This window comes from Cytophaga aurantiaca DSM 3654 (assembly GCF_000379725.1).
GTDB classification, from domain to species: domain Bacteria; phylum Bacteroidota; class Bacteroidia; order Cytophagales; family Cytophagaceae; genus Cytophaga; species Cytophaga aurantiaca.
The window spans coordinates 204,423-225,925 of the sequence record NZ_KB903621.1 but is presented as its reverse complement, the minus strand read 5'-3'; the positions used below and the strand labels follow the sequence as shown (position 1 = coordinate 225,925).

Sequence of the window (21,503 nt, the reverse complement as noted above, 5' to 3'; positions counted from 1 at the left end):
TTATTTATAAAATTTTCGAATTACTTCACACACATATTCAACATCACTTTTTTGCATGCCGGTATAAATGGGTAAACTCAAAATTGTCTCCGATAGTTTTTCGGTAATTGGCAAACTTCCTTTTTTCAGATTTAAAAATTCATAGGCTTTTTGCAAATGCGCCGGAACCGGATAATGAATGCCCGTTTCAATACCATGTTTTGCTAAATGTTCTTTTAGTTCATCACGATTTTCTGTTTGAATTACATATTGATGATAAATATGTTTCCAATCAGAAGATGAAACAGGAAGCAAAACAGCGTCAACCTCTTTCAATAATAATGCATACAGTCCAGCCAATTGAACTCGTTCTTCATTCCAGCCTTCAAGATATTTTAATTTGATGGATAATACTCCGGCCTGTATTTCATCCAATCTGGAATTCACTCCGACTGTTTGGTAATAATATTTTTCAGCAGAACCGTAATTTCCCAGCAAACGAATTTTTTTATTTAGTTCATCATCGTTGGTGGTAACAGCACCGCCGTCGCCAAATGCGCCAAGAGGTTTCACTGGATAAAAACTGGTTGCGTTTACAATTCCGAAACTTCCCGTTTTTTGATTTTTATACATTGCACCGTGGGCCTGTGCATTATCTTCTATTATATCCAGATTATGTTTTTTTGCTAACGCACCTATTGCATCCATATCACATGGTAAGCCATATAAGTGTACCGGAATTATTGCTTTTGTTTTTGAGGAAATCTTTTTTTGAATTTCTTCAGTAGTAATATTAAATGTTCTTGAATCCGGTTCTACTAAAATGGGTGTTGCTCCAACTTGGGTTACGGCCAGCATAGTTGCGATAAAACTATTAGCCGGAACAATTACTTCATCTCCTTTTCCAATTTCCAACGCACGCAATGAAAGTATTAGCGCATCCAGTCCATTGCCAACACCAATACAATGTTTGATGGAATGATACGCAGCATATTCTTTTTCAAATTGCAGAACTCGTTTTCCTAAAATATACCAGGCATCTGCATGAAGATCTTTATAAAAAGAGTGAACTTCACTTTCAATGAGTCGATTTTGATGAACAAGTGTATAAAAAGGAATGTGTTTCATAAATAGTAAAACAAGATACGTTTTATAATTACTTGCATCTTATTTTCAATACTTGAGTTTACTACTTATTTATAGAAATAAAAAACCCTCTGTTTAATAACAGAGGGTTTTAAGAATTAATCTTCAACAATTCGAATTATAATCGGTGTTTGTGCAACACGTACTTCTTCCCAAGCTCCTAAATAATTTTTTCGCATTACTTTTTTAGGTGTAACCAATATAATGTCTTTGTCCTGTAGTAAATTTGATTTACCTGACATACTTTGCATTTGCTCTGCCGGTGACATTTTTGACAAACCAGGTGTCATTCTTTTTCCCCGTGCAAATTCAATTTCCCATTCAACTACTTTATAAATTGCATCATCCGGTTGGTTGGCTGCAAAATCTGCATCTGCAATTGCCTTTATAGAAATATTTTTCAACGCAGAAGATTTTATACCGTTACGTGGATCAACAATTTGTCCGTTCACACGCACTTCAATCGTTGGTTTTGGAATTGCTTTTACTTTAAACGTTTCTTCACCAATTAATTGTCCGCGGTTATACACAGCAATCTTAGCCGTCGCCGCTGTAGGAATAATATATACCCGCCCTTTTGTACCCGTTGTTTTAATGCTTGCACCTGTTGGTTTAAATTCCGGATTGTATTCTGCACCCAATGCCGGCACCTGAATATCTACTTTGTTTCCGCAATTAAAATATAAACTTGATAAAGCAGCCGACTGCATTTGTATCACCGGTTTAACAACGAAGTATTCTTCTGTAACTGTATACATTGTATCCTGCCCATTTGGCTTTTTTACTTTAATTTGTGCTGTCCATGTTTTCTTCATCAATCCTTCTGCATTGTATGAACCACCACCAGCTAAAAAATTATATGAGCCAATACCTTCTCCGTTTACAGTTAATTTTTGTGCACCCACATTCATCATTGGCAATTGTGAAGTTGACGTTGCTGCCATCATAACTTCCGCTTCATACTTTGTTCCTGCCGGTACATATTTACTTCTTGCACGTACGATCGGTTTCATGCTATTTACTTTAAAATCTCCTTCACCAACCTTAAGCGCATATTGATTCATTAAGGTACTTTCGATATTTGTTACTTTTGTTTCCAGATCACTGATCACAGCCATAGCAGCAACCAATGGAGTCTGCGCAAAATTCACCTGAGCAAAATCTTTATTTTTTTGATCTGCATTGTTTTGATAGATCGGATCATCTTTCGCATCCAATGCAATCAATGGATATGAAGTGCCTGATGTTTTATTTACAAACGCTACGTATTCATTTAACTTCGTTTGCAATTCATATGCTTTACCATTTGATTTGTTTGTACCAAGCATATATACTTCTACTTCGGTTTCTTCTTTTGCCCCTTTTAAATTTCCGTCTTCATCAAATCCACCCGTTTTAACAATCATCTCCGTTTTCAATTTTTCCATATACGCACGCATCTCCTGCGTTTTCTCTCGCAACTCTTTTGCATGTTGCGCAATCAGAATTTCATCGCTTCGATTACCGCGTTCTGCAACTGCCTTTTGGATGATTACTAATCGGTCTCCATTGTATTGAGAAGCATTTGTTACACCTGTTTCTATGCTTTCATTCAAAGCATAAAATTTTTCGATCACTGCTGAACTTACCTGTAAGGCAAGCAAAGCTGTAAGCACGAGGTACATCATACCAATCATGCGTTGTCTGGGAGTTTCTTTTCCTGTTGCCATAATTCATACCTGTTTAAATTTTCGATGAGCAAAAAATCTTTTGCTTTGAAATGAATAATGGGACTCAACAAAAAAGATACAGGTGAAAAGAAATTATTTTTTGAATAAAAATTTTTCATCACACATCTGTAACCAAAAATAGCAGTTGCATTATGTAAACATTAAACTTCTGCATCTATGAAAAAATACATTCTTTATTTTATCGCAATCTGTATGGTTTGCCTAAGCTGCAAGTCCATGAATAAAAGCATCGGCATGAGAGAAGTATATCAATACCCAGCTTCTTCAAATTTTAAACTGAAAACATTACCCAACTTAAACACCATGCTTCAACAACCGGCACAGGTATTTTATATTCATTCGGATACAACTCTATATGGAAAAGAAGGTACTGTAATGTTTTTTCAGATTTCGTGTTTAAGAACAAGCGACTCTTCTTTATATGAAGGAAAAATTAAAGTGGAACTGAAAGAACTGTATACAAAAGAAAGCTTGCTAAGAGAGCGAGCAGTTACCATTTCAAACGGCAATATGTTAGAGAGCGACGGCTCCTTATATATAAATGCACAAACCGAAAACGGAGAACAATTATATATAGCGTGTGAAAATGGCGTGCAAATACGTTTGCCAAGGGAAGTAAAAAACAATATGATCTATTTTGATGGCTCTAGAGATAGTCAGGGAAATATGAACTGGGAATTGAGTGATTGGATTAATCCGATTTTTGAAGAAACATATGACAGTTTCGAAAATGATGAATATTATTTAAGCGAAACCGAAAAACAGATTAATACCTATTTTTTCAGCACAAAAAGCTTTGGCTGGATTAATTGCGACCGTTTTTACGATGATCAAAGAGACAAAACAGATCTGCTGGCCACCTTCGTTTTGCCCGGCGAAGAAAAAAATATTACTGAAACATATAACTATATTGTATTTGATTCGTTGATGACTGTACTTCCGGTTTATCCGGACAGTTCAGGGCAATGGGTTTGTCCTTCTTTACCGGTGGGTGAAACGATCACCTGTATTTCAATTCAAAAATCATCACATCGACTTTATTGCGGAATTCAGAAAACCCAAGTTGGGAGATCGGGTTTACTGGTGCAATTAAAAGAGATAAATGAGCAGGAATTGAAAATTTTATTGGATTTAACTCTATAATAGGTTAGATTTAAAAATAAATATTCCCATTTTAATTCATAGACAAGATGCGCTTAATCAACGCATTATTGGAAAAAAATTTGAATGTGAATATCGTTGTTTACCACTTGTGTTCAAATTCGATTATCAAATTTCCTTTGAATAGTTGGATTTTAGATATAATGTGGATAAATTAGCACACTGAATTGGAAAAGACTATCTATTAATTAAACAGGTTATGAAGAAAATGAATCGTGTTATCAAACATGCGGTTGTTTTAGTAGCGGGTGCTTCACTGCTTTTTTCGTGTAGCAAAGGGAACCCTACTAGTATTAATCCGGGCGGTGCAAGTACCACAACTGGTATGGCATTTAACGAAGAGAATGGGTTTGCTGTAAATGATTACGCAGGTCAGCCTGAGGGTCCAAACTTGGTATACATCGAAGGTGGTCGTACCGTACTTGGTTCTTTTGAAGAAGATTTGATGAAAAACGGTGATAACGTTGAAAGAACGGTTACTGTAGCATCTTTTTATATGGATGAAACTGAAATAGCAAACATCCACTGGTTAGAATATTTATTTTATGTTCAACGTGACTCATCTCAGGAATTTTATGAGTCTGCATTGCCTGATACAACTGTATGGGCATCTGAACTAGCATACAACGATCCATACGTAGATCACTATTTCCGTTATCCTGGTTTCCGTTATTTCCCGGTTGTTGGAGTTAACTGGATTCAAGCAAACGATTTCTGTGTTTGGCGTACATCAGTAGTGAACAATCAACTTGCTCAAAATGCAGGTATCGATGTTCCTGAAGGTGGCGGACGTATTGCACTTGAAACAGGTGTTGTTTTACCTAACTACCGTTTACCATCTGAAGCTGAGTGGGAATATGCTGCTCAAGCACTTATCGGTAACCAATGGTTAGATGAAAACCAAACTCACAAACGTTTGTATCCATGGGATGGTCACGCATTACGTAACCCTTATGGAAAACAAATGGGTATGTTCCTTGCAAACTTTAAAAGAGGTCGTGGTGACTACGCTGGTATTGCTGGTAAGTTGAACGACGGTGCAATGATCACTACGTATATCTACGAATTCCCACCAAATGATTTCGGTTTGTATTGTATGGCTGGTAACGTAAACGAATGGGTTTACGATGTTTACCGTCCTTTATCTTTCCAAACATTTGATGACTTAAACCCACTACGTCGTAACGGTTTCTTAGATGAAGAAAAAGGTTATGATAAAGCAGGTTTCCAATCATTGATCGATGACCACGTTCGTGTATACAAAGGTGGTTCTTGGAAAGATGTTGCTTACTGGATGTCTCCAGGTACTAGAAGATACTTAGCTGAAGATTCTTGTACTGCAACAATCGGTTTCCGTTGCGCGATGATCCAAGCAGGAACAAACTATTAATAGATAGATTTTCATTCATAAAAAAACCTCCCGATAACTATCGGGAGGTTTTTTTATTTTATACCATTTCGCAATTTTAGTCTGCAACCATTGCCAGCAAGGCGACACTCACTTTTGTTGCCCCTGCATTTTTTAATAAAATACCACAGGCCTCTAAGGTAGCGCCCGTCGTTAATACATCGTCTACCAATAATATGTGTTTGCCTTTAATTTTTTCTGTATTTCGAATTGCATAAACCAGCTTTACATTTTCAAATCGTTTTACTCGTTTGCTTCGCGCCTGCACAAATAAATTCCGTTTCCGATACAAAATACTTTCTTCTATTTCCAACCCAATCACTTTCTGAATTCCTTCTGCAATTTTTGTCGCCTGATTATATCCGCGCTTTCTCATTTTAGATTTATGCAACGGAATTGGAACGATCATATCAATACCCGAATTCAACAACGATTCTTTTATACGGTCTGCCCAGATCGCAGATAACCGAACAGCAATATCTGGAGAGTCCCCGTATTTAATGGCATGCAGAATTTTCTGCGTTTTATTTTTAGAATCAAAAAGCAAATACGCCCATACAAATGAAGGTCTCAATTCAATTGACAATCGTATGTACAATGACTCAGGAGAATAGTCTTCGTTTACGATCGGCAAATTGCTTAAGCATGCGGAACAAACATCCGTTTCACCTTGATACAAACCATTTTCACAAACAATACAATGCGGTGGAAATAGCACATCTGATAAGCATTCGGAAAAAATGCCGACGCTTTTTAAAAAAATTTTCATAATAAAAGATTCCTTAGCTAATGGTTTGTTAAATTAGTATTTCCTTTGATAAAAAACTACATGGAATTTGAAGACCTCGATCTGAATAAAGACTGGAAGCGATTGATGTACTTCTTCATCCGCACCACCGGCAAAAAACCTACTACAAATACGCTCTTATTTCTTATTGGTGTAAATGAATTGGGAAAAGGAAAAAAAGCCTTTTCTAAAGAAGAAAAGCAGGATCTGATGCACATTGCAACCTGCAAATTATTAAGTCTTTCCGGATATTATGAATTTGAAGGTACAGATTCCGATGGCTGGCCTCATTATAAAGCCATTAAACCTGTACCCAAATTAAGTTTAGAAGAACAGGAAGATCTTCTAAAATTGCATATGATAGAATATTTTGAAGAACACATCTTTGATGAAAGAGAGCGGGAAAAAAATGCAAAAGATGTAAGCAAGCTGAAGCCAATTATTAAACCAAAACCATCACCCAATGATGCTTCAGAACCGGACAAAGAAATTTAATTAAGATAATGAAAATAATTACATACAACGTTAACGGAATCCGTGCTGCCATTACCAAAGGTTTGTTAACATGGGTTAAGGCTACAAATGCAGATGTGTTGTGCTTTCAGGAAATTAAAGCAAGCACAGACCAAATCAGTGCAGAAGCATTTAAAGAACTGGGCTATACTTCTTATGCATTTCCTGCACAGAAAAAAGGATATAGCGGAGTGGCTATTTTCACAAAAGAAGTTCCTAAGCATGTGGAATATGGCTGCGGCATAGAAAAATACGATTTCGAAGGACGCGTACTCCGTGCCGATTACAGCAATTTTTCGATCATGAATGTGTACATGCCTTCAGGTTCGAGCGGAGAAGACAGACAGCTATTCAAATTTGAATGGATGGAAGATTTTTTTACATATGTTAATGAATTAAGAAAAACGATTCCTCATTTAATTGTTTGCGGTGATTTTAACATTTGTCACCAGGCAATAGACATTCATAATCCTAAATCGAATGCCAAAACTTCCGGCTTTCTTCCTGAGGAACGAGAATGGATGAGCAAATTGTTTGACTCCGGATTTATAGACGGATTCAGGCATTTTAATAAAGAACCGCATCACTATACCTGGTGGAGTTATAGAGCAGGTTCGCGTGGTAAAAATTTAGGTTGGCGAATAGATTATCATGCAGTTACCAAAGAAATGGAATCACGGTTAAAACGATCGGTTATTTTACCGGATGCCATCCACTCCGATCATTGTCCGGTTTTGTTAGAAATTATCCCCTAAATAAATTTGTTTGTATACAGAATTTGGTATATTGCTTTACTAATAGAAATGAACCGTTATTTGCGTTTTGCGTATAACGAAAAAAAATAATTGAGTACATTATAATTTCTCACGATACAATGAAAAAATCGTTACTACCACTTTTACTTGCAGTATTTGTAATGGGTTCTTGTTCCAATGACAAAGATGGAAGATCTGAAAATGCTGAAGCATTAGTAGAAGCCAAAGGCGGCAAATATTCCGGTGGAATTTTTAAGTATAATGAAGCGGAATTTCTTAAGAACTTATTCCCTCACAACATTACAGATGCTACTTCATACAGAATTGCATCTCAAGTGTATGAAGGCTTGCTGAAATTCACGCAGGATTCATTACACTTAACAAACGGCTTAGCTGAAAGCTATACAATTGACGAATCAAAAACAGTATATACTTTTAAACTTCGTAAAGGTGTTCTATTTCACGACAATGCTTGTTTCCCTGAAGGAAAAGGTCGTGAGTTAACAGCAGAAGATGTTAAATATTGTTTCAGCTTACTTTGTACATCTAATCCTCAGCAAAACCAAGGATTCAGCATGTTCCAAGGAATCTTAAAAGGTGCTGATGCGTACTACGAAGCAACAGTTGGAGGTAAAAAACCTGCATTTGAAGTTGAAGGTATCAAAGTAATCGATCCTCTAACAATCCAATTTACGTTGATTGAACCAAACTCTATTTTCCTATACAATTTAGCTCGTCCATTCACATTCATTTTTGCTAAAGAAGCATATGAAAAATATGGACAGGAAATGCGTGTTAAAGCAGTAGGTACTGGCCCATTTGTTATCTCAAGTGTTGATGAAGGAACTTCAGTAAACTTATTGAGAAATCCGAACTACTATTTGAAAGATGAAAATGGTACTCAACTTCCTTATTTGAATGGTATCGCAGTTAAATTCTTAAAAGATCGTAAAATTGAATTGATCGAATTTAAGAAAGGCAATTTCCACATGATGTATCGTTTACCAACAGACTTCATCATTGATATCGAAGAGCAGTCTGTTAAAAAGACAGGTGAATACGGAATGTATGAATTACAGAAAAATCCTGAAATGGCTGTACACTTCCTTTCATTCGCAAACCAAGGTAAAATGTTCAACAACGTTAACCTTCGTAAAGCAATCTCTTTCGGTATTGATAGAAAAATGATCTTAGATAAAGTATTGGATGGAGAAGGCGATGCACCTGGTTTCTGGGGTATCACGCCAATCAATGTTTTCCCTGATTACGATGCGAAATCAATCACTGGTTATACATTAAACTTAGATTCAGCTAACTACTACCTTAAGAAAGCTGGTTTCAAAAACGGTGCAGATGTTCCTAAAATCGTTTTAGAATTAAACTCTGATGGTGGAAGAAACGAAGCTGTAGCCAACGAAGTAAGAACTCAATTAAAAAATAACTTAAATATCACAATCGAAACAAATGTTGTTACTACTGCAACATTGATTGATAACATGATCGGTGGTAAAGCAGATCTATTCAGAGTAGGTTGGATTGCAGATTATCCTAGTCCTGAAAACTTCCTTTGGTATCTATACGGTAAAAATGTTCCTGCAAGCGCATCAACATCGTCTTACCCGAACATGGCACGTTACAAAAACAGCACATTTGATAACTTATATGAGCAAGGCTTAAAAGCTCAATCAACAGCTGAAGCTTACAAATATTTCTTAGCTGCTGAAAAAGTTGCTATGTCTGAAGCTCCAATTGTAGTATTATGGTATGATGAAGCATACAGATTAATGCAGCCTACAGTTAAGAACTTCCCTAATAACGCAATGCAATACAGAGATTTCACAACTGTTTATTTAACACCTGCAAAAGCAGAAGCAAAATAACAATTACGAAGTCTTCGTCGTTATAGAAGAAACAACCATTTAAAAACCCGTAATAATTCAGAAAGAAATTATTACGGGTTTTTTCTCATACAGAAGGATTAAATAAAATTAACCAATCAAACTCAACCGCTTAAATGATGCATGGTGCAACATATGAAGAGCTATTAATCAACCTCAGACAATATAAAAAGAAATATTATCTGAATAGATTGGTACGTGGTTCGTTGATCACCATTGGATTGGTTTCAAGTATATTTTTAGCTGTTGCATTAACCGAATATTACGGCCGTTTTAACAGCATCGTTCGGCTTTCATTTTTAATTATACTGCTCAGCAGCATTGCCTATACCTTAGCTTATTGGATTTGTATACCGGTTATCAAACTCTTTCAGCTCGATAAAGCCTTAACTAATGAAGAAGCATCTAAACAAATCGGAGCATTTTTCCCTGAAATAAAAGATAAATTAATAAATACACTTCAGCTTCAGGCACGTAGCAACAATACAGACAATGCGCTGATTCTTGCCAGCATCCAGCAGAAGTCAAAAGAGTTAAATACCTTCTCATTTTCTGGCGCGATTGATATATCTGAAAACCGTAGATATGCACGCTATGTTTTACCACCTATATTTCTAATAATCATTTTATTGATTGTTATACCAGGTTTATTAACAGAGAGTGCAAACCGTATAATTAAATATAATAACCAATTTTTGATCCCGGCGCCTTTCGAGTTCAATATTTTGAATAAAAAACTTTCTGCTTACAAAAATCAGGACCTGGAAATTGATCTTGAATTGACCGGAGATGAAATTCCTGATCAATGTTATATTTTAATACATAATCAGCGTTACAAATTGAAGCGGAAAAATAATGGTGTATTCAGTTACGAATTCAAAAACTTACAGCGAAATGAAAATTTCACCTTTGAAGCTGCCGGTTTTTTGTCTAAAGAATATGAAGTTGGAGTCTCAGTAAAACCAGATATCCGAGGTTTGGATATTTTGTTGCAATATCCGGCATACCTTAAAAAATCATCTGAATCTATCAAAAACGGGGGTAATTTATCTGTTCCGGAAGGTACCATCGCTACGTGGAACATTGAGACGATCTATACAGACGAGCTGATCATGCAATTTGAAAGTCAAAAAAATGCCTTTCTACGAGGTGAAAAAAATGAGAATATTTTCAGATTTAAAAAAATAATCCGCAACGACGATAAATATTCAATACATATAAATCATTCTAAATCAGAACAATTAGATCCAATTCAATATACTTTAACTGTTATAAAAGATCAATATCCTTCCATTATTGTGGAAGAATTCAGAGATTCTACATTAATGGAAGAAATTAACTTTGGTGGTTCATTATCAGATGATTATGGTTTAAATCGCTTATTGATTCATTATTCTGTTAAAGGTTCAGATAAAGCAATTATTAAGAAGGGAACAAAACCGATCTTTATTGATGCCGGCAAAACCAATCAAACATTTTATTCCACGTGGCGCATTGATTCTATTAAGATCGAGCCCGGACAAGAATTGGAATATTATTTGGAAGTATTTGATAATGATGGTATAAACGGATCAAAAGGAACTAAATCTCCTCTTTTCTCTTGGAAAATACCAAGTAAAGAGGAGCTTGATGCGGAATTAAAAACTGCTTCAAGCTCTGCTTCATCAGAGTTTCAGGAGGTAGCTGATAAAGCAAAACAACTGCAGAAAGAAATGCAGGAACTTGAGGAGCGTTTGAAATCTAAAAAACAACTTTCATGGCAAGACAAAAAAGCCATGGAGGAGATGGTTAAAAAGAACAAAGAGTTAGAAAAAGAACTACAGAAATTAAAAGAAGACCTAAAAAAACTTCAGGAAAAGCAAGACAAATTTGACCCGGCATCTCAGGAATTAGCTGAAAAAATGAAGCAGCTGGAGAAATTGATGAATGAGCTTCTGGACGAGGAAACGAAGAAAATGATGGAGGAATTAGAGAAACTCCTTCACGAAAATGCCAATAAAGAAGAAATCGACAAAGCATTAAAAAATCTAACAGACAAAGATAAATTCCTGGAGAAGGAAATTGAACGGAATTTAGAGTTGTTCAAACAAATGCAATTTGACAGAGCGTTAGAGAAAAATATAGAGAAATTAGATGAATTAGCCAAGAAACAAGAAGACCTGGCTAATAAAACACTGGAGCAAAAAACTCCAAAAGAGGAACTCCAAAAAGAACAGGAACAGCTTAATAAAGAGTTTGACAAACTTCAGGAGGATACAAAAAGCCTTGAAGAAATGAACAAGGAATTAGAGAACAAAAAGCCACTTGAAGACCTTGAGCAAGAAGAGAATGAAATAGATCAGCAGATGGAGAAAAGCAGTGAAGAGCTGCAAAACAATCAAAGTAAAAAAGCTGGTGCTTCTCAGAAAAGTGCTGCCGATAAAATGAAGAAAATGTCGGATAAGATGCAGCAGATGAAACAAAACATGGAGGCAGAACAAGCTTCTGAAAACATGAAGGATCTGCGTCAGATTTTGGATAATTTGTTGCACGTGTCATTTGATGAAGAAGCGTTAATGAAGGAGTTCCGTAAGGTACGCCAATCCGATCCACGTTACATTACTTTAGGTCAACAACAGTTAAAATTAAAAGACGACAGCAAGATCATAAAAGACAGTTTATACGCCCTTGCAAAACGGGTTCCGCAGATTGAAGCCTTTGTTACCAAAGAAGTAGTTGCAATGAATCAGTATATGGATGCTGCCGTACAACATATTAAAGAACGTCGTCCGGACTTAGCTGCAGCCGACCAGCAATATGCTATGACTTCCATGAACAATCTTGCTTTAATGCTGAATGAGGTATTGAAACAGATGCAAGAGGATATGGCCAATAGCCAGCCTAAAATGAGCGGCGCTCAATGCAACAAACCTAAACCTGGTTCTTCAGGTAAGCCTAAAAACGGAAACATAAGCGAGATGCAAAAACAGCTTAGCCAACGGATTGAAGAACTAAAGAAAAACGGAGGAAGTGGCAAAGGTTTTTCAGAAGAACTTGCAAAGCTTGCTGCAGAACAGGAACGCATCCGCAAATCATTGCAGGAGATGGAAAAAGTCATGAAGGAGCAAGGTGGAAACCCAAGCAATGAAATGAAAAAGTTGAGTGAAATGATGGAGCAAACGGAACGGGATTTGGTAAATAAAAACATCACAAACGAAACCATCATGCGCCAGCGGGAGATACAAACCCGTTTGCTAGAAGCTGAAAAATCCATACGTGAAAGAGAGTGGGATAACACTAGAGAGTCAAAAACAGCTACTCAAAAAACAAATAACTATCCTCCATCTTTAGAGAAATACCTAAAGGCAAAAGAGAAACAATTAGAATTAATAAAAACCATACCGCCATCGTATACGCCTTACTACAAAGAGGAAATAGACGATTACTTTAAGGCGCTAGATTAAAAATAATTTAACAATTGCAAGCTTATTCTTCATTCTTAGTTAATTGAACCTAGACATATTTTGTTATTAATTATCAATGAAATAACTTGCACTACATTTTAGAAAAGACATGGAATCCTTGCGCATTCAAATCCCTTCATTAGTAGAAAACATTCGTATTGTCGAAAGTTTTATTGACAATGTTAAAGACACATTTGAAATAGATGATGACATCTATGGCAACATCATGGTTGCAATCACTGAGTCTGTAAACAATGCTATTCGTCATGGCAACAATCAAGACAACAAAAAGAACGTTACGTTAACAGCTTCGTGCACAGAAAACGTATTGGTATTTACTGTTGAAGATGAAGGTCTGGGCTTTAACCCTGATACATTACCAGATCCTACTGCACCTGAGAATCTTGAAAAAATTGGTGGCCGTGGTATCTTCTTAATGAAACATCTTGCGGATGAAGTAAAGTTTTCAAACGAAGGCCGCAAAGTAGAATTAACATTCTTCAACAATTAATCTTGAAAGAAGAATCCATTCACTTCTTTACAGAAGACATATCATATCAATTAAGACAACGTACCGAAATACGGTCTTGGTTGAAATCAATTGCTAAAAAGGAAAAGTATTCAATCTTAGAACTCAATTACATTTTTTGTTCAGATGAATACCTTCTTCAAATCAACAAAGATTTTTTAGATCACGACTATTATACCGATATCATAACCTTTGATAACAGTGAAGTTAAAGGTAAAATTGAAGGAGATATTTTTATAAGCATTGATCGGATAAGAGATAATGCCCAACAGCAAAAAACAAGTATTAAAGACGAATTACACCGTGTACTAGCTCATGGATTACTACACCTTACAGGATATAAAGATAAAACCAGCGCAGAAAGTAAAACGATGCGAAAGAAAGAGGATTCAGCCTTAGCCTACCGAGCATTTTAATACATACATCTACAACTGGTTTTAAGAAATAGGAATTAAACCTATTCGAATAATGTTTCTTGTTTTCTCAAATGAATCATCCTTATAAGGAACCACGAAATCACTAAATTATGTTTCACGTGGAACATTGGAGTGCTAATAATAAAAAGAATATGTTCGATGTTTCACGTGGAACATATTAAAACCAATAACAGATTTACTCTCAAGTTTCCTAGGGGAGATTAGAGTAAATAGAAAAATATGTTTTACATGTTTCACGTGGAACATTTATTACAGATAAAAACAAATACAATGTTTCACGTGGAACACGCGAAACTAAAATAACTAGAAAAGGATATGTTTCCTGAATACGATGTAATTGTGGTTGGTGCTGGACATGCAGGCTGTGAAGCTGCTGCTGCTGCTGCCAATATGGGCTCAAAAGTATTGCTTGCAACAATGAATATGCAAACAATAGCTCAAATGAGTTGTAACCCTGCAATGGGTGGAGTAGCAAAAGGGCAAATTGTTCGGGAAATAGATGCACTAGGGGGCTTATCAGGAATTGTTTCAGACAAGTCCATGATTCAATTCCGAATGCTAAACCGTTCTAAAGGACCTGCTATGTGGAGCCCACGCTCTCAAAACGACAGACATATGTTTGCCTGGGAATGGCGTATGCAATTAGAAGCTTTGCCCAATGTAGATATGTGGCAGGAGATGGTATCTGGTCTGATAGTGAAGGATGGAAGAGTATGTGGAGTAAGAACAGGATTAGGCATTGAAATACCATGCAAAACAGTTGTATTAACTAATGGTACCTTCCTAAACGGTATCATTCATATTGGAGAGAAACGATTAGGTGGTGGTAGAACAGGAGAGAAGGCAGCAACTGGTATCACAGAACAACTGGTAGAATTAGGCTTTGAAAGTGGAAGAATGAAGACCGGAACACCTCCGAGGGTAGACGGAAGAACACTAAACTATTCTGTAATGGAAGAACAAGAAGGGGATGTAAACCCTTCTAAGTTTTCTTATTCAAAACAAACAAGTGCTTTGGTTAAACAGCGCTCTTGCCATATTACCTATACCAACCTTGCTGTACACGAAACCTTAAAAGAAGGGTTTGATCGTTCTCCTATGTTCACAGGAAGAATAAAAGGATTAGGCCCTAGATATTGTCCATCGGTAGAAGATAAAATAAACCGTTTTGCTGAAAAGGAAAGGCATCAGATCTTTGTAGAACCGGAAGGCTGGAATACGGTAGAAGTATATGTGAATGGATTCTCTACTTCATTACCAGAAGATATTCAATACAAAGCAATACGTAAAATAGCAGGTTTTGAAAACGCTAAAATGTTCAGACCGGGATATGCTATTGAATACGATTTCTTCCCGCCAACTCAATTACAATTAAGTCTTGAAACACGCCTTGTGAAGAACTTGTTCTTTGCTGGACAGATAAACGGAACAACAGGTTATGAAGAAGCTGCCTGCCAAGGATTAATGGCTGGTATCAATGCCCATAGAGCAGCTAAAGACGAAGAAGCGCTTATCCTAAAGCGTTCTGAGGCCTACATCGGTGTATTGATAGATGACTTGGTAAATAAAGGCACAGAAGAGCCTTACAGAATGTTTACGTCGAGAGCTGAATACAGAATTTTATTAAGACAAGATAATGCAGATTTGAGATTAACTCCAATAGGGCACCAGATCGGATTAGCGAGTGAAGAACGTTACCAGGATATGTTGATCAAGAAACAACAAAGTGAAAAACTGGTAGAAGAGATAAAGAATACGAAGATAAAACCAGAAGAAGCCAACCCTGTTTTAGAAGAAAATGGATCAGCTCCAATACGTGAAAAGGTTATTTTATATAACTTATTAAAACGTCCCAATATGGAGATCAACTTGTTTTCGGAGAGGCTTCCTGAAATTAAAACACTTGTTGAGCCATACACACAAGAAGAAATAGAACAGGCAATCATTGAAGTCAAATACAGAGATTATATAGACAAAGAAGAGCAAATGGCTCAGAAAATGACTCAGCTTGAAAACATGGCCTTGAACCCGGACTTCGATTACAAAAAAATTCAAGCTCTCTCTATTGAAGCAAGAGAAAAATTAAGCAAAATAAAACCTGCTACACTAGGCCAGGCATCCCGTATCAGTGGCGTAAATCCATCTGATATTTCAATACTAATGATATACATGGGCAGATAATATGATACACATTACAACCTGCAATTACTGCGATTGCGACGATCTTAATTCTATCTTAGAAGTAAAAGACTTAAGCATAACCAAAGAGAAATTTGAATTACTAGAATGTTTCTGCTGCGGACTAATTCATACCAATCCTCAACCGCCAGAAAACATAATCGGGAAATATTATCAATCCGAAGATTATGTATCACATACAGATACTAAAAAAGGATTCATTAATAGCTTATACCATATTGCAAGAAAATTAACCTTGAACAAAAAGCTAGGTATAATTTCGACATATCATAAAGGATCAACACTTCTGGATATTGGTTGTGGTACAGGATATTTTGCCGAACATATGAAAAATAATGGATATCAAATATCCGTTATGGAACCAGATTTAAATACAAATACCATTGCTTCAAATAGACTGCAGCAGGAAGTATTTAAATCCCTTGCTGAAATTACCGGTACATACAAAGTAATTACAATGTGGCATGTATTGGAACATGTTCACGATATAAATAAAACATTTTCAAAACTGGAATCACTTTTAGAAAAAGATGGAATTCTGGTAATTGCTGTACCAAATCCGGAATCACCGGACGCTCAAAAATATAAAGAATATTGGGCAGCATATGATGTACCAAGGCATTTATACCACTACAAAAAAACAGTAATTAAGCAGTTCGCAAACAGATACAATCTAAAAGTGAATGCAATATTACCAATGAAATTTGATAGCTACTACATCAGTATGCTAAGCGAAAAGTATAAAAACGGAAATATTTTACGTGCTTTCTGGAATGGATTTATTTCAAATTTAAAAGCAGGTAAACATAATACATCAAGTTTAATCTATATCATTGAAAGAAAATAATGGTTCGTATATTCATACTAATTTTTTCAAGCTTACTTTTTATTCGTTGCGCGAATATTGTACCACCAACAGGCGGACCCAGAGATACGCAAGAACCTAAAGTGTTGTCTGAATATCCTAAAAACGGAACAACAAATTATAAGGAAAACTACATTACCTTAACATTTGATGAACCCATAGTTGAGAATCAATTAACATCAAAAGTTTTAGTAAGTCCAACGATAGAAGGGAACTTTACTTCTAAAATTAAAAAAAATACAGTTAAGCTGAGCTGGACTGATACATTAAAACCCAACACCACTTATACTTTTAATCTTGCAGATGGAATAAAAGATAATACAGAAGGAAACAAAATTAAAAACTACAGCGTAACTTTTTCAACCGGTGATCATATAGATACCAATAAAATTCACGCTGAAATTAAAACTGTACCCGGATCAACAAATCATTCAAATATTAAATTATTGCTCTTTCCTAAAACAGATACATTATTACGTCTTTTAAAATCAAAACCTGAATATGTTGGAACAGCAAATGATTCGGGAGAGGTAGAAATAAGTTACGTGAAACATAATATTTATGAGACTATAGCTATTTATGATTTGAATAGTAACAATAAATGGGATAAAGATGAACCAGTAGACATTCAAGAATTATCTATCAAAGATCACCTACATCGGACTTTTCAATTACAAAAAACTGTTTTAGATACAACCCGAATCATTTCTGCAAATTCTAAAGATAAATATATAAACATACTATTATCCAAAGGTTTACAAGAAATAAAAATAAAAGATGAAAATGGATTTTACCTTCCTACAAAAATATCGAGTAGAAAATATCAGCTTGAAAATCAATATAATCTAAAAGATAGTACTAAAATACAAATCGAATATGTAGATTCATTGGGTATAAGAGGTGCATATTCAAAAATTATTAAATTTAAAAATATTGATATTCAGAAAGATAAAGACACAATAATTAACATTACGAATATTCACAAAAAATATGTATTGAAACCAAAACTTGATTCAATACAATTTAGTACAGATCGCTTAATTGACACAATTCAATTAAAATTAACAGCACCAGAGCATGTTTCTTACGTGATAAAAAACTATTCTAACTCATTTACAGTCATATTCAAAGGGCAAAAAGAAAATGATAGTTTAAAATTTACAATTCCTTATAAATCAATTCATTCAATTTATTCTGAATACAATAAAGAATACACTCAGGTATTAACTACGGGTGAAGAAAAGATGTATGGTAATCTACAGTATGAAATTAAAACTATAGAAAAAACATATACAAGTCATCTTGAAAATTCTACTGGAACAATTATTTATACTTCTAAAAATCAATCAATAAACAAAATAAAAAATATAGATCCAGGAAGTTATAAGCTTTATGTTTTTATAGATACAAACAAAGATGGTTATTGGAATGCTTACGACCCAATCCATAAAATACCGGCAGAACCTATAATCTATTTTAAAGAAAACCTAACGATCAGAGCCAATTGGGATCTAGAAGATATACAAATGATATTTTAAACATAGTTTATTAACAAACTGTAGATAAGGGTATAAACTAATATTTTTAAAATAAATTATCCCAATATGGTATGTGAATAAGCCAGTAATTAATCACAAAAGATGGTATTAGCCTGTGAAGCTAAAATCATAGAAGTGCATAAAATAGAAAACTAAAAATGAATGTTAATAGCTGTGCATATACGTTCATACAATGCACAAGAAGTTCTATGTTGATATTCGTGTATATATGTATTTAAATACTTTTTATAGTTGTTATTAAAACTATAAAATAATAATTAACTGATACTTATACTATGGATAACCTGTTATTAATGTGTAAACGGATTTGTTTTACTGTGGACTGAAAAGAATCAAGTGTTAATTCAGAAACTTATAAACGAATCCACAGCCTTAATAATAAAGACAAAAAATTTAAAAATTTTATTTTATAAAAATAATAATAGAAGAAAATGAAATATAAAATAGTTAACCTTTTTGTGTTTTTTACAATTTCTATTGTTGGCTTTTCGCAAACAGATTATTTTAAGTTGGGGAAAGAATATTATAACAACGGCGATTTTGAAAAAGCCGCTGCAACATATTCAGAAGTTGTTAAAAAAGAAGAAAACCTGCCAAAAGTTTATGATACGTACTTATCAACTCTATATAAGTTAAAAAATTACCCGGAGGCCGAAAAGATCATTAAGAAAATGATCAAAATGACTGCGCCGGATAATTATACCTATAGAATTGATTATGCGCTCTTTTATAAACAGCAAAATTTAACTGAAAAAGCGGAAAAGGAATTTTCTTCATTCATTTCTAGTATTCAAAAGAATTCAACAGCAATAGATGTATCAGGTTCATATCTTCAGAAAATAGGAGAATATACCTGGGCGAAACAATTATACCTTCAGGCCAGAAAAAATTTCGACCGCTACGCGTATTGTTTTCAACTTTCAACAATCTACAATAGGCTTGGCGAAACTGATAATATGTTAGACGAATTGCTGAATTACTTAAATCAGCACCCGGAAGAAATAGAACCGATTCAAAATGTTTTTCAAAATGAACTTGAAACAGACGAGCAATTTTCAGCTTTTGAAACAAAAGTTTACGATCGAATCAATAAGGACCCATCTCAAATAATATATAATCAGCTGTTACTTTGGTTAAACATTCAGCGTAGAAATTTTTCGAAAGCTTTTACTCAAGCAAAGGCCATTGATAAGAGGAGTCATGAAACGGGTACTCAAGTAATGGAAGTTGGCAACATTGCACTTGAGAACAAAGATTACGATGCGGCCGCAATGTGTTATCAATTTATAGCAGATACCTATAAAGATAGTTATGCCTATACAGTTGCGAGAAGAATGTTGATACAGACCAGGGAAGAACAGATTAAAAATACGTTTCCAGTAGAAAAGTCGAAAATTGTGGGACTGATCAATGATTACAATCAATTGATCAAAGAAAATGGCCGTACAGCGTACACGTTGGAGAGTCTGCGAAACATGGCTTTGCTACATGCATTTTATTTAGATAAAAAAGATACGGCAATTGTTATTTTGCAATCCTTGATCGAAAATCCATATACCGAAAACCGCTTACGCGGTAAAGCTAAGATTGACCTGGGGGATATTTATTTATTGACCGGCGAACCCTGGGAATCCACATTGCTATACAGTCAGGTTGAAAAAGACTTTAAAGAAGATCCGCTTGGCCATGAAGCAAAATTGCGAAACGCAAAGCTTTACTATTATAGAGGAGAATTTCTATTGGCGCAGGAGCAACTTGATGTATTGAAACTTGCGACCACTCGTGAGATTTCAAATGATGCAATACAGATGAGCGTGTTTATAACAGAAAATTCCGGCCTCGATTCTACCACCGATGCCTTAAGAGATTACAGCGCAATTGAGTTACTGATCTTCCAGCGGAAATACAACGAAGCGTTGGTTGCATCCAACATGTTATTGATGGCATATCCGCATCATGAATTAACAGACGATGTGTATTGGTTGCAGGCAACAATTCTAAGACAAACCGGTAAACCAACAGAAGCACTGGAAATGCTGAAAAAAATCTCGACCGGCTACGCCGATGATTTGTTAGGCGACGATGCCTTATTTACTTCGGCACAGATCTACGAATTCGATCTGAAAGATAATGCAAAAGCAATGCAGCTCTATCAGGATTTTCTGGTAAAATATACAAACAGCGTATATGTAGTGGAAGCCAGGAAGCGATATAGAATATTGCGCGGCGATAAAATTTGAGAAACCTAAGAATTAAATTCCGATCAAATTCTGAAATTTGAAAAACCCCGCGATATCCACAAAATTTTTCAACAAACGTTGATTGTTTTAAATGGGTTGTTGTGCCCACGGCCAACAACTCATTGAGTGAATCTTAATAAAAAGAAATAAAATCAATAAGTCTGAAAACGCTATCATGAATAAAAACAGCGCTGCTTATTTAATAGATATTTTATCCTTATTGTTTTTTACCGTACTAACAATTGTAGCTGTTGTTGTGCAGGAGATTACCATTTTTTATGTGATCTATATTTTTTGGTGGGACGAGTTTATTAAAGTGCTGTTTGATTTCTTTAGATACTTATTCAATAAAAAAGAAATCGAAACTCCGCTGCTCGTCAAAGCATCCATAGGCAGTCGCTTCTTTATGTTGTTTATTTACATTGTATTTATAATTGTTTGTTTTGGTTTTATTATCGAATGGAATACAGAGAATGCAATTTCTAAAAATGCGCAGATTTTATTGTTCCAGAATATTTATTTCAATATCAGTTTAATTTCATTTATTGGCCGGGAAATTTATGTGTACCGGAATAAAGTTCAAACTATAAATAAAGTATCATTCGGTATGATGTCCGGTTCGCTTATCACCTTGCATGTATCCATCATACTGGGAATCTTATTATGGGCAGTTGCAACAAAAAAACTTGGCTCTATACCTTTTGAATTGGGAAGCTACAGCACCATCTTAGCCATCATACCATTTTTGATCATTAAGTTTTTGTTTGAATGGTTGACGATAAGGATGAAACGTAAGGAAGTTGAAAAGTCGAATTTGGAATAAGCTTCAAAATTCTATATTAAAGGTTACTTAA

General features: G+C 35.1%; 16 protein-coding genes. 13 read left to right on the top strand and 3 right to left on the bottom strand.

Annotated features, from left to right (window positions below):
* Both A3EE_RS0102455 and porM read right to left on the bottom strand, forming a co-directional pair.
* Positions 1 to 1,107, bottom strand: a complete 1,107-nt coding sequence (locus A3EE_RS0102455) for a DegT/DnrJ/EryC1/StrS family aminotransferase (protein ID WP_018341845.1) — start codon at positions 1,105 to 1,107, stop codon at positions 1 to 3.
* A gap of 116 nt (positions 1,108 to 1,223) precedes the next feature.
* Positions 1,224 to 2,834: a type IX secretion system motor protein PorM/GldM gene (porM, locus tag A3EE_RS0102450; RefSeq protein ID WP_018341844.1), complete on the bottom strand. Its 1,611-nt coding sequence runs from the start codon at positions 2,832 to 2,834 to the stop codon at positions 1,224 to 1,226.
* A gap of 177 nt (positions 2,835 to 3,011) precedes the next feature.
* Here porM and A3EE_RS0102445 point away from each other — a divergent pair, with 177 nt between their 5' ends.
* Together A3EE_RS0102445 and gldJ are read left to right on the top strand one after the other, a co-directional pair.
* On the top strand, positions 3,012 to 3,998 hold the full coding sequence (locus tag A3EE_RS0102445) for a hypothetical protein (protein WP_157446843.1): 987 nt from the start codon (positions 3,012 to 3,014) through the stop codon (positions 3,996 to 3,998).
* A 217-nt stretch (positions 3,999 to 4,215) separates the two neighbouring features.
* Entirely contained in the window at positions 4,216 to 5,406 is a 1,191-nt protein-coding gene (gene gldJ, locus A3EE_RS0102440; RefSeq protein WP_018341842.1) for a gliding motility lipoprotein GldJ, read from the top strand.
* 76 nt (positions 5,407 to 5,482) lie between these two features.
* Here gldJ and A3EE_RS0102435 read toward each other — a convergent pair whose 3' ends face one another.
* Positions 5,483 to 6,193: a ComF family protein gene (locus A3EE_RS0102435; RefSeq protein ID WP_018341841.1), complete on the bottom strand. Its 711-nt coding sequence runs from the start codon at positions 6,191 to 6,193 to the stop codon at positions 5,483 to 5,485.
* A gap of 60 nt (positions 6,194 to 6,253) precedes the next feature.
* On the opposite strand from A3EE_RS0102435, the gene A3EE_RS19910 reads away from it, so the two are divergent.
* The 11 genes from A3EE_RS19910 to A3EE_RS0102380 all read left to right on the top strand — a co-directional run bounded on the left by A3EE_RS19910 (position 6,254) and on the right by A3EE_RS0102380 (position 21,472).
* Positions 6,254 to 6,706, top strand: a complete 453-nt coding sequence (locus tag A3EE_RS19910) for a hypothetical protein (RefSeq protein ID WP_018341840.1) — start codon at positions 6,254 to 6,256, stop codon at positions 6,704 to 6,706.
* An 8-nt stretch (positions 6,707 to 6,714) separates the two neighbouring features.
* Positions 6,715 to 7,479 (top strand): exodeoxyribonuclease III, encoded by a 765-nt coding sequence (locus A3EE_RS0102425; protein WP_018341839.1) that lies wholly within the window; start codon positions 6,715 to 6,717, stop codon positions 7,477 to 7,479.
* A gap of 119 nt (positions 7,480 to 7,598) precedes the next feature.
* Positions 7,599 to 9,359 (top strand): ABC transporter substrate-binding protein, encoded by a 1,761-nt coding sequence (locus A3EE_RS0102420; RefSeq protein ID WP_018341838.1) that lies wholly within the window; start codon positions 7,599 to 7,601, stop codon positions 9,357 to 9,359.
* Between the two features lie 134 nt (positions 9,360 to 9,493).
* On the top strand, positions 9,494 to 12,820 hold the full coding sequence (locus tag A3EE_RS0102415) for a DUF4175 family protein (protein WP_018341837.1): 3,327 nt from the start codon (positions 9,494 to 9,496) through the stop codon (positions 12,818 to 12,820).
* A 109-nt stretch (positions 12,821 to 12,929) separates the two neighbouring features.
* Positions 12,930 to 13,331 (top strand): ATP-binding protein, encoded by a 402-nt coding sequence (locus tag A3EE_RS0102410; RefSeq protein WP_018341836.1) that lies wholly within the window; start codon positions 12,930 to 12,932, stop codon positions 13,329 to 13,331.
* Positions 13,332 to 13,333: 2 nt separating this feature from the next.
* A complete protein-coding gene (gene ybeY / locus A3EE_RS0102405; RefSeq protein ID WP_018341835.1) occupies positions 13,334 to 13,765 on the top strand; it encodes an rRNA maturation RNase YbeY in 432 nt (143 codons plus the stop codon).
* A 336-nt stretch (positions 13,766 to 14,101) separates the two neighbouring features.
* Positions 14,102 to 15,967 (top strand): tRNA uridine-5-carboxymethylaminomethyl(34) synthesis enzyme MnmG, encoded by a 1,866-nt coding sequence (mnmG, locus tag A3EE_RS0102400; protein WP_018341834.1) that lies wholly within the window; start codon positions 14,102 to 14,104, stop codon positions 15,965 to 15,967.
* A gap of 1 nt (position 15,968) precedes the next feature.
* Positions 15,969 to 16,832, top strand: coding sequence for a class I SAM-dependent methyltransferase (locus A3EE_RS0102395; protein ID WP_018341833.1), 864 nt, complete (start codon positions 15,969 to 15,971; stop codon positions 16,830 to 16,832).
* Positions 16,832 to 18,388: an Ig-like domain-containing domain gene (locus A3EE_RS0102390; protein WP_018341832.1), complete on the top strand. Its 1,557-nt coding sequence runs from the start codon at positions 16,832 to 16,834 to the stop codon at positions 18,386 to 18,388. The genes A3EE_RS0102395 and A3EE_RS0102390 overlap by 1 nt, the downstream gene beginning before the upstream one ends.
* A 452-nt stretch (positions 18,389 to 18,840) precedes the next feature.
* Entirely contained in the window at positions 18,841 to 20,649 is a 1,809-nt protein-coding gene (locus A3EE_RS0102385) for a tetratricopeptide repeat protein (RefSeq protein ID WP_018341831.1), read from the top strand.
* A gap of 175 nt (positions 20,650 to 20,824) precedes the next feature.
* Entirely contained in the window at positions 20,825 to 21,472 is a 648-nt protein-coding gene (locus tag A3EE_RS0102380) for a DUF6498-containing protein (protein WP_018341830.1), read from the top strand.
* Positions 21,473 to 21,503: the final 31 nt, after the last annotated feature.

Excerpts from the sequence above, each read along its gene's own strand:
- A3EE_RS0102425 (WP_018341839.1), top strand. The coding sequence starts at position 6,715 with ATGAAAATAATTACATACAACGTTAACGGAATCCGTGCTGCCATTACC.
- A3EE_RS0102410 (WP_018341836.1), top strand. The coding sequence starts at position 12,930 with ATGGAATCCTTGCGCATTCAAATCCCTTCATTAGTAGAAAACATTCGT.
- A3EE_RS0102455 (WP_018341845.1), bottom strand. The coding sequence starts at position 1,107 with ATGAAACACATTCCTTTTTATACACTTGTTCATCAAAATCGACTCATT.
- A3EE_RS0102445 (WP_157446843.1), top strand. The coding sequence starts at position 3,012 with ATGAAAAAATACATTCTTTATTTTATCGCAATCTGTATGGTTTGCCTA.
- A3EE_RS19910 (WP_018341840.1), top strand. The coding sequence starts at position 6,254 with ATGGAATTTGAAGACCTCGATCTGAATAAAGACTGGAAGCGATTGATG.
- gldJ (WP_018341842.1), top strand. The coding sequence starts at position 4,216 with ATGAAGAAAATGAATCGTGTTATCAAACATGCGGTTGTTTTAGTAGCG.
- A3EE_RS0102420 (WP_018341838.1), top strand. The coding sequence starts at position 7,599 with ATGAAAAAATCGTTACTACCACTTTTACTTGCAGTATTTGTAATGGGT.
- porM (WP_018341844.1), bottom strand. The coding sequence starts at position 2,834 with ATGGCAACAGGAAAAGAAACTCCCAGACAACGCATGATTGGTATGATG.
- mnmG (WP_018341834.1), top strand. The coding sequence starts at position 14,102 with ATGTTTCCTGAATACGATGTAATTGTGGTTGGTGCTGGACATGCAGGC.
- A3EE_RS0102390 (WP_018341832.1), top strand. The coding sequence starts at position 16,832 with ATGGTTCGTATATTCATACTAATTTTTTCAAGCTTACTTTTTATTCGT.
- A3EE_RS0102385 (WP_018341831.1), top strand. The coding sequence starts at position 18,841 with ATGAAATATAAAATAGTTAACCTTTTTGTGTTTTTTACAATTTCTATT.
- A3EE_RS0102435 (WP_018341841.1), bottom strand. The coding sequence starts at position 6,193 with ATGAAAATTTTTTTAAAAAGCGTCGGCATTTTTTCCGAATGCTTATCA.
- A3EE_RS0102415 (WP_018341837.1), top strand. The coding sequence starts at position 9,494 with ATGATGCATGGTGCAACATATGAAGAGCTATTAATCAACCTCAGACAA.
- A3EE_RS0102395 (WP_018341833.1), top strand. The coding sequence starts at position 15,969 with ATGATACACATTACAACCTGCAATTACTGCGATTGCGACGATCTTAAT.
- A3EE_RS0102380 (WP_018341830.1), top strand. The coding sequence starts at position 20,825 with ATGAATAAAAACAGCGCTGCTTATTTAATAGATATTTTATCCTTATTG.